Source organism: Microbacterium psychrotolerans, from assembly GCF_031085295.1.
GTDB lineage: Bacteria > Actinomycetota > Actinomycetes > Actinomycetales > Microbacteriaceae > Microbacterium > Microbacterium psychrotolerans.
The window spans coordinates 840,411-855,655 of the sequence record NZ_JAVFWO010000002.1 but is presented as its reverse complement, the minus strand read 5'-3'; the positions used below and the strand labels follow the sequence as shown (position 1 = coordinate 855,655).

Below are 15,245 nucleotides of genomic sequence, written 5' to 3'. Positions count from 1 at the left end.
TCCGATGGCTGTTCGTCCCATCCGTGTCTTCGGCGACCCCGTTCTCACGGCCGTCAGCGCGCCCATCGAGAAGATCGACGACGGCGTGCGCGCCCTCGTCCGCGACCTGCTCGACACCGTCGAGCTGCCCGGGCGCGCCGGCGTGGCCGCCCCGCAGATCGGCGTGGGCCTCCGTGCCTTCAGCTACAACATCGACGGCGACATCGGCTACATCCTGAACCCCGTGCTGGCGGAGGTGTCGGGGGAGCCCGAGGCCATCGGCGAGGGCTGCCTGTCGGTGCCGGGACTCTGGCACGATGCAGTCCGCTACCCGTGGGCGAAGGTCGTCGGCATGGACCTCGACGGCAACGAGCTCGTGCTCGAGGGGGAGGGGCTGCTCGCCCAGGCCCTGCAGCACGAGACCGACCACCTCGACGGCATGCTCTACCTGAAGCGTCTCACGCCCGAGGAGCGCCGCATCGCGATGCGCGAGATCCGCGAGTCCGACTGGTTCTGACCCACGCCGGATGACAGAAGCCCCGGGCCCTCAAGGGCCCGGGGCTTCGGCATCCGTCGTCCGAGCTACGAGAGCGAGACGTTCGTGGTGTTCACCGGCACGGCGTAGATCTCCTCGATGTCGCCGGCGAAGTCGGCGAGGATCACGTTGCGCTTGATGCTCATCTTGGGCGTCAGGTGACCGCTCGCCTCGGTCCACTCGCTCGGGAGGATCGTGAACTTGCGGATCGACTCCGCGCGCGAAACCGACGTGTTCGCCCGGTCGATCGCACGCTGCACCTCGGCGCGCACGGCATCGTTCTTCGCGGCATCGGCGAGCGACATGTCGGCGGCCAGGCCGTTGTTCGCCAGCCACGTGGGCAGCATCTCGGGGTCGAGCGTCACCAGCGCCGCGATGAACGGCTTCTGGTCGCCGACGACGACGACCTGGCCGACGATCGGATTGGCCCGGATCGGGTCTTCCAGAGCGGCGGGCGCGACGTTCTTGCCGCCCGCGGTGACGATGATCTCCTTCTTGCGACCGGTGATCGTGAGGAAGCCCTCGTCGTCGAACGCCCCGATGTCGCCGGTCTTGAACCAGTCGCCGTCGAACGCGTCGGCGGTCGCCTCGGGGTTGCGCCAGTACTCCTTGAAGACGTTGACGCCGCGGACCTGGATCTCGCCGTCGTCGCCGAGGCGGATGGCGACGCCGGGGATCACGGGGCCGACCGTGCCGATCTTCGACTTGCGAGCCTGGTTCACCGTCGCGGGCGCGGTGGTCTCGGTCAGTCCGTAGCCCTCGAGGATGGTGACGCCGAGGCTGTGGAAGAAGTGTCCGAGGCGGGGCCCGAGGGGCGCCGAGCCGGACACCGCGTACGCGATGTTCCCGCCCATGGCGGTACGGAGCTTGCTGTAGACGAGTCGGTCGAACAGCGCGAACTTGATCTTCGTGCCCAGCGGGACCTTCTTGCCCTCCTGCTTCAGGCGCGAGTGCTCGACGGCGGTGTGCGCGGCGGCGCGGAAGATCTTGCCCTTGCCGCCGGCCTCGGCCTTCTGCTCTGCGGAGTTGTACACCTTCTCGAACACGCGCGGCACGGCGAGGAGGAAGGTCGGCTTGAAGGAGCCGAGAGCTGGCAGCAGCTGCTTCGTGTCGGGCTGGTGCCCGGTCTTCACCCCCGCGTGGATGTTGAGGATGGAGATGAACCGCGCGAACACGTGGGCCGTCGTGATGAACAGCAGCGTGGACGAGCCCGGGGTGGCGAAGACCTCCTGGTTCGACAGCGTCGCGTTGCGGGTGAGCTCGACGAAGTTGCTGTGCGTGAGGACGCAGCCCTTCGGCCGGCCGGTCGATCCCGACGTGTAGATGAGCGTCGCGATGTCGGCGCCATTGGCGAGGTTGCGCCGCCGTTCTATCTCGTCGTCGGTGACCGATGCGCCTTCGGCGGTGAGCCGGTCGAGGTCGCCGCTGTGCATCTCCCAGGCCGAACGGATCAGCGGCAGCTCGTCGCGCGCCTCCGCGAAGCGGGCGGTGTGCTCCGGCGATTCCGTGATGAGCGCGACCGCGCCGGAGTCGGTCAGGTTCCAGGCGATCTGCGCCGTCGAGCTGGTCTCGTAGATCGGCACCATCACGGCACCGGCATAGAACAGCGCGAAGTCGACGAGAGTCCAGTCGTACGTGGTGCGGGCGATGAAGCCCACCTTGTCGCCGGGCTCGATGCCGCCGGCGACGAAGCCCTTGGCGAGCGCGACGACCTGCTTCTGGAAGTCGGCCGCGGTGATGTCGCGCCAGCCCTCGCCGTCGGGCACGGCGAACAGCGCGCGGTCGGGCGTCTCCTTGACGCGTTCGACCAGCAGGTCGGTGATGTTTGCCTGCGGATCGGCGGGGACGATGGCAGGGACTTCGAACTGGACCACGGCAGCTCCTTCGGTACCGGACGAATGAAATCTCGGGTGGATCTCATCCGAGTCTAATCCGCCGTCACACCGCGTTCAGTGGCGGGTGTGGAGGAACACCGCCTGGATAGACTTCAAGGCGCTGTCGTACGTGCGGCGGCCGGAGAGGGAGATCGTGCTCAAGGTCGGTATCGACATCGGCGGAACCAAGATCGCGGGAGGCGTCGTCGATTCCGACGGCGGCATCGTCGAACAGCTCCGCGTCGACACCCCGACCGACACGGCCGCCCTGGCGCAGGCCGTGGTCGACATGGCCCGGTACTTCCGCGCGACCCACCAGGTCGCCGCCGTCGGCGTCGCCGCCGCGGGGTTCATCGACCGCGATCGTGCCACCGTCATCCACGCGCCGAACATCGCCTGGCACAACGAGCCGCTGAAGGCGACGCTCGAGGACGGCATCGGTCTGCCGGTCACGATCGAGAACGACGCGAACGCCGCCGGCTGGGCCGAGTTCCGCTTCGGCGCGGGACGCGACGTCGACCACATGGTCATGCTCACGATGGGCACCGGCGTCGGCGGCGCCATCGTCCTCGACGGCAAGCTCTTCCGCGGCGGCCACGGCATCGCCGCCGAACTCGGCCACACGCGCTTCATCCGCGACGGCCTGCTCTGCGGATGCGGGCAGCATGGCTGCCTCGAGCAGTACGCCTCCGGCCGTGCACTCCAGCGCGAGGCCGGCGAGATCGCCGACGCGGGCGGGATCGGCGCCGCCCTGGCTGCCCACCGCGCCGAGCACGGCTCGATCAGCGGCCCGGCCGTCTCGCGGCTCGTGCTCGCCGGCGACCCTGGCGCCGCGGAGGCCCTGCGCCGCGTCGCGACCGCGCTCGGTGAGGCGTGCGGCGGCTTCCAGGCGGTGCTGGACCCGGAGCTGTTCGTCATCGGCGGCGGCGTCGCCCAGCTCGGCGACGCACTGCTCGCTCCGATGCGCATGGCGTACGAGCGGTCGCTCCCCGGCTACGGCGACCGGCCGATCGCGACCTTCGCCATCGCGAGGCTCGTCAACGACGCCGGCCTGATCGGCGCCGCCGACCTCGCGGGCACCGAGGCGTAGCGCGATGTTCTACTGGCTGATGAAGTACGTGGTGATCGGGCCGATCGTCAAGGCGATCTGGCGCCCGTGGATCGTCGGCCGGCGTAACGTGCCGGCCGAGGGTGCCGCGATCCTCGCCAGCAACCACCTGTCGTTCGTCGACTCGATCTTCCTGCCGCTGATGCTCGACCGTCCGGTGTCGTTCCTCGCCAAGAGCGACTACTTCACGGGCAAGGGCCTCAAAGGCTGGGCGACGCGCATGTTCTTCAAGGGCACCGGCCAGCTGCCCATCGACCGCTCCGGAGGCAAGGCCTCGGAGGCGTCCCTCAACACCGGTCTGCAGGTGCTGGGACGCGGTGATCTGCTCGGCATCTACCCCGAGGGCACGCGCAGCCCCGACGGCAAGCTGTACCGCGGCCGCACCGGCATCGCGCGCATGGCTCTCGAGGCGCACGTCCCGGTGGTGCCCGTGCTGATGGTCGACACCGACACGATGATGCCGATCGGCACCACGATCCCGCGGATCGTGCGGGTGGGAATCGTGGTCGGCGAGCCCCTCGACTTCTCCCGCTTCGCCGGCATGGAGGGCGACCGCTACATCCTGCGCTCGATCACCGACGAGATCATGGTGGCGCTGCAGCGGCTGGGCGAGCAGGAGTACGAGGACGTCTACGCGTCGACGGTCAAGGATCGGCTCAAGAAGAAGACTCGCTGACCGCCCGGCGGACAGGCGTCACGCGGCGCCGGCGCCGACCTCGCCACGGCTAGACTCGAGGGATGCTTCAGCAGCTCGACGCACTCGACCACTGGCGGACCCTGCCCATCAAGCAGCAGCCCCAGTGGTATGACGCCGAGGCCGCGGTCGCGGCATCCGCAGAGCTCGCCACACTGCCCCCGCTGGTGTTCGCGGGTGAGGTCGACAACCTGCGCGACCGCCTCGCCCGTGCGGCGTCCGGCCGGGCGTTCCTGCTGCAGGGCGGCGACTGCGCCGAGACCTTCGCAGGGGCGACCGCCGAGCAGATCCGCAACCGCATCAAGACGGTGCTGCAGATGGCGGTCGTCCTCACGTACGGCGCGTCGATGCCGATCGTGAAGATGGGCCGCATGGCGGGTCAGTTCGCCAAGCCGCGTTCGAGCGACACCGAGACGCGCGGCGACGTCACGCTGCCGGCCTACCGCGGCGACATCGTCAACGGCTACGACTTCACCGAAGGCTCGCGCCAGGCAGACCCGCAGCGACTGCTGAAGGGGTACCACACGGCCGCGTCGACCATCAATCTGATCCGCGCATTCACGCAGGGCGGGTTCGCCGACCTCCGCGAGGTGCACTCCTGGAACAAGGGCTTCGCACAGAACCCCGCGAACCAGCAGTACGAGCGTCTCGCGACCGAGATCGACCGTGCGATCAAGTTCATGGAAGCCGCGGGTGCGGACTTCGACGAGCTCAAGCGCGTCGAGTTCTACACCGGTCACGAGGGACTGCTCATGGATTACGAGCGGCCCATGACGCGGATCGACTCGCGCACCAACACGCCGTACAACACGTCGGCGCACTTCCTGTGGATCGGTGAGCGCACCCGCGATCTCGACGGCGCGCACGTCGACTACTTCTCGAAGATCCGCAACCCCATCGGCGTGAAGCTCGGACCGACGACCACCCCCGAGACGGCGCTGGCGCTCATCGACAAGCTCGACCCGAACCGCGAGCCCGGCCGCCTCACGTTCATCACGCGCATGGGTGCGGGCAAGATCCGGGACGCGCTGCCCCCGCTGCTGGAGGCCGTGCGTGACTCCGGCGCCACCCCGCTGTGGGTCACCGACCCGATGCACGGCAACGGCATCACCACACCCACGGGCTACAAGACGCGTCGCTTCGACGACGTCGTCGACGAGGTGCGCGGCTTCTTCGATGCGCACCGCTCGGTCGGCACCTTCCCGGGCGGCATCCACGTCGAGCTCACCGGCGACGACGTCACCGAGTGCCTGGGCGGCTCCGAGCACATCGACGAGGCCACCCTCGCCACGCGCTACGAGTCGCTCTGCGACCCGCGTCTGAACCACATGCAGTCGCTCGAGCTGGCCTTCCTCGTCGCCGAAGAGCTCGAGAAGCTGACCGCGCGCGCCTGACACGAAACAAGATCCCGGATGCCTCGGCCGAGGCATCCGGGATCTTCTTGTTCTGCGGTCAGAGCGCGGCGGCGATGCGCAGCGAGATCACGGTGCCCCGGGGCTCCAGGTCTTCGGCGTCGGGCTTCTGCGACTCGACCTGCGTGAACGGGTCAGGGAACGCATCCCAACGGTCGTCGTAGTCGATGGTGAAGCCGGCATCGGTGGCCGCCTTGCGGGCCTCGGCGAGCGTCATGCCGACGAGATCCGGCACCGCGAACAGCGGGGGACCGGTCGACACGACCAGGGTCACGGTGTCGCCCGGGGCGAGCCAGCCGCCGTCCTCTTTGCCGATGACCCGGATGACGCGACCCTCCTCGACGGAGTCGCTCGCCTCGGTCTGGCTGTCCGCGACGGCCAGGTTGAGGCCCTCCAGGGTACTGCGGGCCTTGCCCTCGCTCTCGCCCGAGACGTCGGGCAGGGGACCGAGGGAAACCTGGAGCCGGGCGCTGTCGCCCTGGTGCACGGTGCAGCCGTCGATGCACGGGACGTCCTGCGAACCGTCGTCGGGTGCGCCGGCGGGTCGGACGAAGGCGCCGATGACGGTGCCGGCGGCGGCATCGGTGAAGAACGTGGCGCTGTCGTCGGCGACAGAGACGGACTGGGCCGTGAAGGCGGATCGGGCATCGGCTTCCGACAGGCCCGCCAACGATGAGAAGGTCGCCTCGGCGGGGCCGAGCGAGACGAAGACGTTGACCTCGGAGTCCTTGTCGACGCGTGTGCCCTGCGGGGGATTCGTGCGGATGACCTGCCCCGCAGCGACCTCCAGGCTGTTCTCGCCCTGCTGCACGGCGACGAGGGAGTCCTGCTCGAGGCGAGCTGATGCCTCTTCGTACGTCATGCCGGTGACATCGGCGACGGCGACCAGGGATCCGGGTCCGGAGCCGAACCACCATCCGAGGCCGCCCGCGAGGGCAGCCAGCAGCAGCACGAGCACGATGAGCCAGGCGCCCCGCGAGCGGCGCCGCTGCGTGGCGCGGCGAAGACGGCCGGCGTTGTCGACCTCTTCCATCGCGGTGGTCGGCCCGGTCGGCGTGCCGGGCAGGACGGCGGTGAGCTCGCCCGTTGCCGTGGCGTCGTCGCGCACGATGCCGATCGGACCGGTGCGCGCGACTACGGGGGAGATGCCGAGCTCGCGCTCGATGTCGCGCAGACGCTGCAGCATCTCGCGCGCGTCGAGCGGGCGCTCGTCGGGCGACTTCTCGGTCGCCCACAGCACCAGTTCGTCGAGCGGCTCGGGCACCCCGGGATTCTTGACGCTCGGCCGCGGCACGGAGTCGGTCGCGTGCTGGAAGGCGATCTGCATCGGCTGCTCGCCCTTGTAGGGCTGCTCGCCGGTGAGCATCTCGTAGAGCATGATGCCGATGGCGTAGATGTCGCTGCGCGCGTCGGCGGTGCCGCGCGTGACGAGTTCGGGAGCGAGGTAGGCGATCGTGCCGAGCAGCTGCGCGCCCGAGGCGGTGTTCGCCGTCGTGGCGCGCGCCAGGCCGAAGTCGCCGATTTTGATGCGACCGTCCTCGGCGAGGAGCACGTTCTCGGGCTTGACGTCACGGTGCACGATGCCGGCCTTGTGCGCGGCGGCGAGCCCCGACAGCACGGCGTCGAGGATCGACACCGCCTGCGGCACGGTCAGCCGCCGCTGCTCGCGCAGCAGCTCACGCAGCGTGATGCCCGGCAGATACTCCATGACGAGGTACGCCATGTCGCCGTCCTGGCCCTGGTCGAACACGTTCACCACGTTCGGGTCGGCCAGCCGGGCGGCCGCGCGGGCCTCCTGGATGAACCGGCTCTGGAACACGGTGTCGTCGCTGAGGTGGCCGTGCATCACCTTCAGAGCGACGCGACGCTCGAGGCGCAGATCGGTGGCGACGTAGACGGTCGCCATCCCGCCGCGGGCGATGCGAGCACGCACCCGGTACCGGCCGTCGACGAGACGGCCGATCAGCGGGTCCGTCTGCTGACTCGTGCTCACGCTGAGAGTCTACGGACGCGGGCCTGCGAGGAAGCGGAGCGCCTCACCCCGCGAGATCGTAATGTGACGGTTCCCGGATCAGCCCAGCGCCGCCAGCCACGCGTGCGCTGAGGCCTCCCACTTCGCGTACGCGTCGGGATAGGCCGAGATCTGCACCGCCTGGGCCGCCTGAGTGAACGTCAGGCCCTCCCAGCCGGCGATGTCGAGGAGTCCGCGCGTGCGCGACCCGTTCGGGTCGCCGGAGCCGCCGAAGAAGGCGCGGGTCGCGCGCGCGGCATCCTGCACCTCCGCCTCGGTGCCCCATCCGTAGCTCGGGCGCTGCTGGAACAGGCCGAGCGAGTCGCGATCGCCCCACGTGACGTTGCGCAGCGATGACTCCTGCATCGCCGTGCCGAGCGCGATCGCGATGCCGTGGTCGGACACCCCGAGCTCGCGGCCGATGCGGACGATGAGCTGCGCGTTCGCCACCTGCTCCGAGGTCAGGCCCGGAACAGACGAGGCGGATGCCGGGATCCTGAGGGTCTGGCCGGGATAGATGATCGAGGACCGGTCGAGCCCGTTGGCCGACAGCACGGCATCGATGGTCACGCCGTACCGCTTCGCGATCGCGGTGATCGTGTCGCCCGCCGAGATCGTGTGAGTGCCGGCGGCCGGCGTGCTCGGAGCGGGAGCCGGGGCCGGTGCGGGCGCCGGGGCCGGCGCGGGAGCGGATGCGGCGGGCGCCGCGGCGCCCGGAATCGTGAGCGTCTGGCCGGGGTAGATGATCGACGCCCAGCCGAGACCGTTGGCCGACAGGATGGCGTTGGTGGTGACGCCGTGGCGCTTCGCGATCGCGCTGACCGTATCGCCCCCCTGCACGGTGTACGAGGCGCCGGCGGGCGCCGCTGCCGGGGTCGCCGGCGCGGGCGCCGCGATCGCGCCTGCGGCGAGCTTCAGCACCTGCCCCGGATAGATGGTCGAGGACCAGCCCAGGCCGTTGAGCGCCAGGACGTCGCCGGTGCGCAGCCCGAAGCGGGCGGCGATGCGGCTCACAGTGTCGCCGCGCTGAACGGTGTACGTCGCCGGGGCGGCCTCGGTCGTCACGAGGGCGACGGCGGGAACGGCCGTCGCCGCCGCGGGCGCGCCGGCGACAGTCGCAGGCTCGACGACTGTACGGGGCGCGGAGACGGTCGGCACCGCGGGGCCGGCGGAGCGGATGCCGCGCAACACGTTGTCGGCGCTCGGAGGGGCGGCATGCATCGTCGCAGCATGCGCGGGAACAGCCGAGAGCGTCAGCGCGATCGAGCCTGCAACCGCCGCCGGAACCCCGGCGAGGAGTGCCCGCGACGTGGCGGCGCTCCGATGGACATTCTTCCTGGTACTCCGCACCTGTCGCACGAGTTTTCCCCCCTCAGTCGACTCCGAAAACCGTGTCACGGAAGTCATTTGATGTCAACGCCTGTTATAAGGAGGGGCGCATGTGACAGGAGTGGCTGAAGTGCGATGGACTCGGCTGCGCTGCGATCTGAGATAGTTGCTTTCGTGACCTCTGACGCGCCCCGCTTCGAGACCGATTGGCTCACCCTTCCCGACCTCGTGGAGGTGCTCGGCGAACCTCTCGGCCGCGTGCGCCGGCTGCTGGACGAGTTCCACCTCGTCGGATCCAAGCGCGACGGCGTTCTCAAGGTCCCGGCCGTCTTCATCGTCGACGGGCACCCGCTGCCGTCGCTGCGCGGCACCGTGTTCGTGCTCCACGACGTGGGGTTCTCGGACGACGAGGTCATCGACTGGCTGCTGAGCCCTGAGGAGTCGATCGGCATGTCGCCGATCGAGGCCCTGCTCGCCGGTCGCAAGAGCGAGGTCCGACGGGTCGCGCGCACGGTGGTCTGAGCCGCGGCATCAGCAGCCCCGCCCGGCCGGCCTCGGCGGTCCTGCTCAGGTGGTGCGGACGGTCGCCGCGTGAGCCAGATCCCGCAGCTCGGCGACGGCGGCGTTGCCCAGCCGTGCTCCGGACAGGGCGCGGTCGGCCTCGTGCGCGTAGTCCGCGATGAGGCGCTCGATGCGGTCGAGTGCGCCGGTCTCGACGATCGTCTGCTGCAGCGACGCGATCTGCTCGGCATCCAGGTCCGGATCGCCGATCAGCTCATCGACGATGCGGCGCGCGCCGGGAGCCAGGGCCTCACGCGCGTAAGCGATGAGCACGGTGCGCTTGCCCTCACGCAGATCGTCGCCCGAAGGCTTGCCGGTGGCGGCCTCGTCGCCGAACACGCCCAGCACGTCGTCGCGCAGCTGGAACGCCATTCCGAGCGGATGCCCGAACGCGGCGAGCGCGGCCGCCTGTGCGGCGTCCGCTCCCGCGAGCGCCGCGCCGATCGCGAGCGGCTGCTGCACGCTGTATCGGGCGGACTTGAAAGAGGCCACGCGCAGCGCCCGCTCGGCATGGCGGTCATCGGGCTCCGTGACGAAGGCGGACTCCTCGGCGATGTCGAGGAACTGGCCGAGCGTCACCTCGCGGCGCATCAAGGCGTACTCGCGGCGGGCGGCCGCCGCGCGGGCGGGCGACGTCTCGGCGAGCCCTTCTTCGAGGAGGTCATCGCTCCAGGCGACGAGGAGGTCGCCGAGCAGGATCGCAGCCGACCGGCCGAAAGCGTCGGCATCGCCGCGCCAGCCGGAGTCGCGGTGCCCCGCCTCGAGTGCGCGGTGCGCCGCAGGGCGGCCGCGCCGCGTGTCGGAGTTGTCGATGAGGTCGTCGTGCACGAGGGCCGCAGCGTGGAACACCTCGAGTGCAGCCGCGGCTGCCACCACCGGCTCCGGAGCCTCGCCGGCGCGGACCGACGCCTCCTCCACAGCCCTCCACCCGGCGATGCAGAAGCGCCCGCGGAGCCGTTTGCCGCCCGTCGCCGCATCGGCTGCGGCCGAGACGAACCGCGCCGCCTCGGTGCCGGCATCCGTCACACCCTCCCGCTGGGCCGAGATGAAGATGTCCACTCGCTGGGAAATGGCTTCGATCGGTTCTGCGGGTGCGGACACGGGCCTAGCCTAGTGAGGAACGGCACGCGTACAATCGAGCCACCGAAGTACAGAGGGGGATGCATGCCACTCTCCGAACAGGAGCAGCGCCTGCTGGACGAGATGGAACGCCATCTCATGCGCAACGACGCGGATGTCGTCAGCGCGCCCCGCGACGGACGCACTCTGAGCTATCGAAACATCGTCTACGGCACGATCCTCGTGCTGCTGGGGCTCGGCGGTCTGATCGTCGGGGTCTCGCAGCAATTGATCGTCGTCGGCGTCATCGGCTTCGTCGTGATGCTGGGTGGAGTCCTCCTCGCCGTCACGCCGGGTCGCGGTCCCGCCAAGATACCGGCCGAGCCCGACCGGCCCGCCAAACCACAGAATGCCTCCTCGTTCATGGACCGCATGAACGACCGATGGGACAAGCGGCAAGGAGAGCGCTGAGCGCCACCGCCGGCTGAGTCCGCAAGAGAAGCACCGACCTTCGGGTCGGTGCTTTTTTGTTGCCCGGGTGCCGCCCCAGGGGTGCCGCGAGGGCGCGCGGGGGAGTGCGCGGCAATCCATTGGTAGCAAAGTGGAGGAGAGTGGAGTAAAGTGGCGAGCAACCCGGGGGGCCGGACGAAGGGGGTGTGATGTACCGATGCTTTTGGGCACGCACACACCCAAGCTCGATGACAAAGGACGCGTCATCCTCCCGGCCAAGTTCCGCGACGACCTTGGTGGGGGTGTCGTCGTGACGCGCGGACAGGATCGCTGCCTGTACGTGTTCAGCGAGAAGGAGTTCGAGCGGGTGCACGATCGCATCCGTGAGGCGCCGCTCGCGAACAAGCAGGCGCGCGACTTCCTGCGCATGTTCCTCTCGGGCGCGAGTGCCGAGAAGCCCGACAGTCAGAACCGCATCACGATCCCCCCTCCGCTGCGCGCTTACGCCGGCCTGGAGCGCGACCTCGTCGTCACCGGCGTCGGCGCCCATGCCGAGATCTGGGACGCCACGGCATGGAACACCTATGCCGAGGCCAACGAAGAGACATACGCCGAGCTGGAGCAGGAGGTGATTCCGGGCCTGTTCTGACGCGCCCTGTCGCCTGGACCCCGACTCCCAGCCGCTCCCGCCCTGTCGCCACTTCCCCGGTGCCAGGTCAGAGCGGATGGGGATCAGGATCCAGGGGGCGGAGCCGCAGAGGCCCCGACGATCATGAACCTGCGCGACATCCACACCCCGGTCATGCTCGAGCGCTGCATCGAGCTGCTCGCACCCGCCCTCCAGCGCGACGGCGCCGTCTTCGTCGATGCCACGCTCGGCATGGGCGGCCACTCCGAGGCATTCCTCGAGCGCTTCCCGAACCTGCACCTCGTCGGTCTCGACCGCGACACCGACGCACTGCGCATCGCAGGGGAGCGGCTGGCGCGCTTCGGTGATCGCGTCACGCTCGTCCACACCGTCTACGACGGGATCGCGGATGCCGTCACCTCGAGCGGCTTCGCCGCGGCCGACGGCATCCTGTTCGATCTCGGCGTCTCGTCGCTGCAGCTCGATGTCGCCGATCGCGGCTTCGCATATGCGCAGGATGCCCCGCTGGACATGCGCATGGACCAGTCGGCGGGAACGACGGCGGCCGACATCCTCGCCACCTACGGCGAGGGGGACCTCCGCCGCATCTTCGAGCGGTACGGCGAGGAGAAGCTCGCCGGCCGGTATGCCCGTGCGATCATCGCCGCCCGGGCGCAGGAGCCGATCGAGCGATCCGGCCGGCTGGTGGAGATCCTGCAGGCGGCGACACCCGCGGCCGTGCAGCGCACGGGGCATCCCGCCAAGCGCGTGTTTCAGGCCCTGCGCATCGAGGTGAACCGCGAGCTGTCGGTGCTCGAGCGCGCCATTCCGTCGGCCCTCGGCATCCTGCCCGTCGGCGGGCGCATGGTCGTGCTGTCGTACCAGTCCCTCGAGGACCGGCTGATCAAGCGCGCCTTCGCCGAGGCATCGGCGTCCACGGCGCCGGCGGGTCTTCCCGTCGAACTGCCCGAGCACGCCGCCAGATTCCGACTGCTCGTCAAAGGTGCCGAGCTCGCCACCGACGAGGAGCGCGCGGTCAACCCGCGCGCGACGCCGGTGCGCCTCCGCGCCGCAGAGCGCGTGAGGCCCGAGCACGCGGAGGGTGCCGCATGAGCACGATCGCGAACACCATGACAGCAGCCGGGCTCTCGGGCTCCGCCGCGCGCCGACCGGTCGGCAGTGCCGCGCCGGATCGATCGGACGCACCCCGCCGTCGTCTGCAGGTGGTCGACGCGCCGTCTCGCCGGCGCCGCCCCAAGCTCTTCTACGGGATCGTCGCCGTGCTGGGCGCGTTCCTCATCGCCGCCGCGCAGATGTCGCTGTCGATCATGACGACGCAGAGCACGTACGAGCTCGCCGCTCTGTCGAAGGAGCAGCGAGACCTGACCTACGAGAAGCAGATCCTCTACGACGATGTCGCCGGGCTGAGCTCGCCGCAGTATCTGGCGGCGAACGCCGCCGCGCTCGGAATGGTGATCAACGAGGCGCCGAGCTACCTGCGGCTGAGCGATGGCGCGATCCTCGGTCCGTCCGAGGTGGCCATGGGGTCGTCGTCGGTGGATGCGATCGGTCGCGGCGCGGTGGCGAACGCCCTCATCACCGACACGCCCCTCGTCACCGTCCCCGACGCGACGATCGACGGAGTGCCCGTCGAGGTCGCCGATACGCCGGACGGCGGAGTCGGCAACACTCCGCCGCCGCTCACCGACGGACTGCCCACTCCGAGCACACACTGAACCGACGGCACCGCCGGCGGTCGACACGAGAACGCGAGACCAGAGCACGAGACGCAGATGACGACACGAAGCACGAGAAGTCCCCGCCGCCGCACCGTCGTGGCCCTCGCCGTCGTCCTCGCCGTCCTCGCCGGTTTCATCGTGCGTCTCGTCGACATCCAGGTCGTGAACGCCGACGACCACATCAAGGACTCACTCGACACTGCGTTCGCGGGCAAGCAGACGCTGTACGGCACCCGCGGCTCGATCGTCGACGAGACGGGCCAGACGCTGGCCGGCAGCATCCTGCGGTACGACTGCCAGCTCGATCCGCTGCTCATCACCCAGACCGACGCGGACGTGTTGGACAAGAAGTCGAAGTCGCGGCTGTGGGCCGACGTGTCGAACGACGTCGCCGAGATCACGGGGCAGACGCCCGAGGAAGTGCGCGCCATCGTCGGCACCGCGCTCGGGGATGACCCGGACACCCAGTACGCCGAGCTCAAGAACGGCGTCTCGACCGAGCAGTTCCGCGCGCTGGCCGACCTGAAGATGCCGTACATCACCTGCGTCTCCCACCCGGCTCGCGCATACCCCGACGGCGCCGTGGCAGGAAACCTCGTCGGGTTCATGGGCACGGACGGTGAGGCGCTGGAAGGCCTCGAGCTGTCGCAGAACGACTGCCTCGCGGCGACCGATGGCGAGCGGCTGTACGAGCGGGGCAAGGACGGCGTCGTCATCCCCGGCACCGAGACCGAGGTGCCGGCGGCCGACGGCGGCACACTGCAGCTCACCATCAACCGCGACCTGAACTGGTACCTGCAGCAGCTGATCGCCGAGCAGACCCAGAACATGGCCGCGCAGCACGGCTCGATCCTCGTGTACGAGGTGAAGACCGGAAAGGTGCGGGCGGCGGCCGAGTACCCGACCGTCGACCCGAACAACGTGGACGCCACCCCCGCCGACGATCGCACCAGCCAGATCCTGCGCGGCACGTTCGAGCCCGGTTCGACGTTCAAGGGCCTGACGGCCGCCACCGTCATCGACGCCGGCGGGCAGACGCCCGATTCGACCGTCGTGGCGTCGGGGCTCGAGAACTTCCCGAACGGCGCTCGAGTGCGGGACTCGTTCCAGCACCCGGCGTACACCTACACGCTCACCGGCGTGCTCATCGACTCGTCGAATGCCGGCATCTCGAAGTTCAGCGAGAAGGTCGACAAGAAGACTCGCTACGACTACTTCAAGCGCTTCGGGATCGGTGACGGCACCGCGACCGGCTACCCGCTCGAGGCGAACGGCCTGATCCATCCGGTCGAGGAGTGGGGCGCTCAGACGGCGTACAACACCGCGTTCGGGCAGGGCGTGACCACCACGATGCCCGAGCTCGCCCGCGCGTACGGGGCGATCGTGAACGGCGGCGTGAAGATGCCGCTGCAGATCATCGAATCATGCACCAAGCCGGATGGGACCGTCGTGGAGCCGGAGCTCGCCGCGCCCGAGCGCGTGATCAGCGAGAGCACCTCGGCGCAGATGCGCGAGATGCTCGAGAACGTGTTCCTGCAGGCTCCTTACGCCAAGACCGTGGAGATTCCCGGCTACCGCATCGGGGGCAAGACGGGCACCGGCGAGAAGGCCGACCTGGTCAACGGCGGTTACAAGGCTGGGGTCTACTACACGACGATGGTCGGCTTCGCTCCCGCAGACGACCCGCAGTACGTGGTGGTCGTCACTCTCGACGAGCCGACGAAGGTAACATCGTCTGCGGCCAACGCGACCGCGTTCCAGAAGGCCATGACCCAGGTGCTCAAGACCTACCGCGTCATGCCCTCGACGACGTCGCCGGAGCTGCTGCCCAAGTTCGGGTAGTCTCCCCACCCGACGGAGAGTTCC

At 69.5% G+C, this 15,245-nt stretch carries 14 protein-coding genes; 10 read left to right on the top strand and 4 right to left on the bottom strand.

The window, feature by feature from the left end; all coding sequences use genetic code 11:
- The first annotated feature begins 4 nt into the window (after positions 1–4).
- Positions 5–496, top strand: coding sequence for a peptide deformylase (locus tag Q9R08_RS08785; protein ID WP_308867585.1), 492 nt, complete (start codon positions 5–7; stop codon positions 494–496).
- Positions 497–561: 65 nt separating this feature from the next.
- Here the strand turns inward: Q9R08_RS08785 and Q9R08_RS08780 are convergent, their stop codons facing one another.
- Positions 562–2,388 (bottom strand): AMP-dependent synthetase/ligase, encoded by a 1,827-nt coding sequence (locus Q9R08_RS08780; protein WP_308867583.1) that lies wholly within the window; start codon positions 2,386–2,388, stop codon positions 562–564.
- A gap of 154 nt (positions 2,389–2,542) precedes the next feature.
- On the opposite strand from Q9R08_RS08780, the gene Q9R08_RS08775 reads away from it, so the two are divergent.
- From Q9R08_RS08775 to Q9R08_RS08765, 3 genes are all read left to right on the top strand, one after another.
- A complete protein-coding gene (locus Q9R08_RS08775; protein WP_308867581.1) occupies positions 2,543–3,478 on the top strand; it encodes an ROK family protein in 936 nt (311 codons plus the stop codon).
- Positions 3,479–3,482: 4 nt separating this feature from the next.
- Positions 3,483–4,172 carry a lysophospholipid acyltransferase family protein gene (locus Q9R08_RS08770; protein ID WP_308867579.1) on the top strand — a complete coding sequence of 230 codons (690 nt, stop codon included), beginning with the start codon at positions 3,483–3,485 and terminating at the stop codon, positions 4,170–4,172.
- A 62-nt stretch (positions 4,173–4,234) separates the two neighbouring features.
- A complete protein-coding gene (locus Q9R08_RS08765) occupies positions 4,235–5,584 on the top strand; it encodes a class II 3-deoxy-7-phosphoheptulonate synthase (protein WP_308867577.1) in 1,350 nt (449 codons plus the stop codon).
- 58 nt (positions 5,585–5,642) lie between these two features.
- Here Q9R08_RS08765 and pknB read toward each other — a convergent pair whose 3' ends face one another.
- On the bottom strand, positions 5,643–7,595 hold the full coding sequence (pknB, locus tag Q9R08_RS08760; RefSeq protein ID WP_308867575.1) for a Stk1 family PASTA domain-containing Ser/Thr kinase: 1,953 nt from the start codon (positions 7,593–7,595) through the stop codon (positions 5,643–5,645).
- A 78-nt stretch (positions 7,596–7,673) separates the two neighbouring features.
- Positions 7,674–8,834, bottom strand: coding sequence for a LysM peptidoglycan-binding domain-containing protein (locus Q9R08_RS08755; RefSeq protein WP_308867573.1), 1,161 nt, complete (start codon positions 8,832–8,834; stop codon positions 7,674–7,676).
- A gap of 243 nt (positions 8,835–9,077) precedes the next feature.
- On the opposite strand from Q9R08_RS08755, the gene Q9R08_RS08750 reads away from it, so the two are divergent.
- On the top strand, positions 9,078–9,464 hold the full coding sequence (locus Q9R08_RS08750; protein ID WP_308867571.1) for an Rv2175c family DNA-binding protein: 387 nt from the start codon (positions 9,078–9,080) through the stop codon (positions 9,462–9,464).
- Positions 9,465–9,509: 45 nt separating this feature from the next.
- Here the strand turns inward: Q9R08_RS08750 and Q9R08_RS08745 are convergent, their stop codons facing one another.
- Positions 9,510–10,604, bottom strand: coding sequence for a polyprenyl synthetase family protein (locus Q9R08_RS08745; protein ID WP_308867570.1), 1,095 nt, complete (start codon positions 10,602–10,604; stop codon positions 9,510–9,512).
- Between the two features lie 63 nt (positions 10,605–10,667).
- Here Q9R08_RS08745 and Q9R08_RS08740 point away from each other — a divergent pair, with 63 nt between their 5' ends.
- From Q9R08_RS08740 to Q9R08_RS08720, 5 genes are all read left to right on the top strand, one after another.
- A complete protein-coding gene (locus tag Q9R08_RS08740) occupies positions 10,668–11,033 on the top strand; it encodes a DUF3040 domain-containing protein (protein ID WP_308867568.1) in 366 nt (121 codons plus the stop codon).
- A 196-nt stretch (positions 11,034–11,229) separates the two neighbouring features.
- Positions 11,230–11,661, top strand: a complete 432-nt coding sequence (mraZ, locus tag Q9R08_RS08735; RefSeq protein WP_163620259.1) for a division/cell wall cluster transcriptional repressor MraZ — start codon at positions 11,230–11,232, stop codon at positions 11,659–11,661.
- A gap of 123 nt (positions 11,662–11,784) precedes the next feature.
- Entirely contained in the window at positions 11,785–12,753 is a 969-nt protein-coding gene (gene rsmH / locus Q9R08_RS08730) for a 16S rRNA (cytosine(1402)-N(4))-methyltransferase RsmH (RefSeq protein WP_308867565.1), read from the top strand.
- On the top strand, positions 12,750–13,376 hold the full coding sequence (ftsL, locus tag Q9R08_RS08725; protein ID WP_308867563.1) for a cell division protein FtsL: 627 nt from the start codon (positions 12,750–12,752) through the stop codon (positions 13,374–13,376). Before rsmH ends, ftsL begins: the two co-directional genes overlap by 4 nt.
- A gap of 57 nt (positions 13,377–13,433) precedes the next feature.
- Positions 13,434–15,221, top strand: a complete 1,788-nt coding sequence (locus Q9R08_RS08720) for a peptidoglycan D,D-transpeptidase FtsI family protein (RefSeq protein WP_308867561.1) — start codon at positions 13,434–13,436, stop codon at positions 15,219–15,221.
- Positions 15,222–15,245 lie beyond the last annotated feature (24 nt).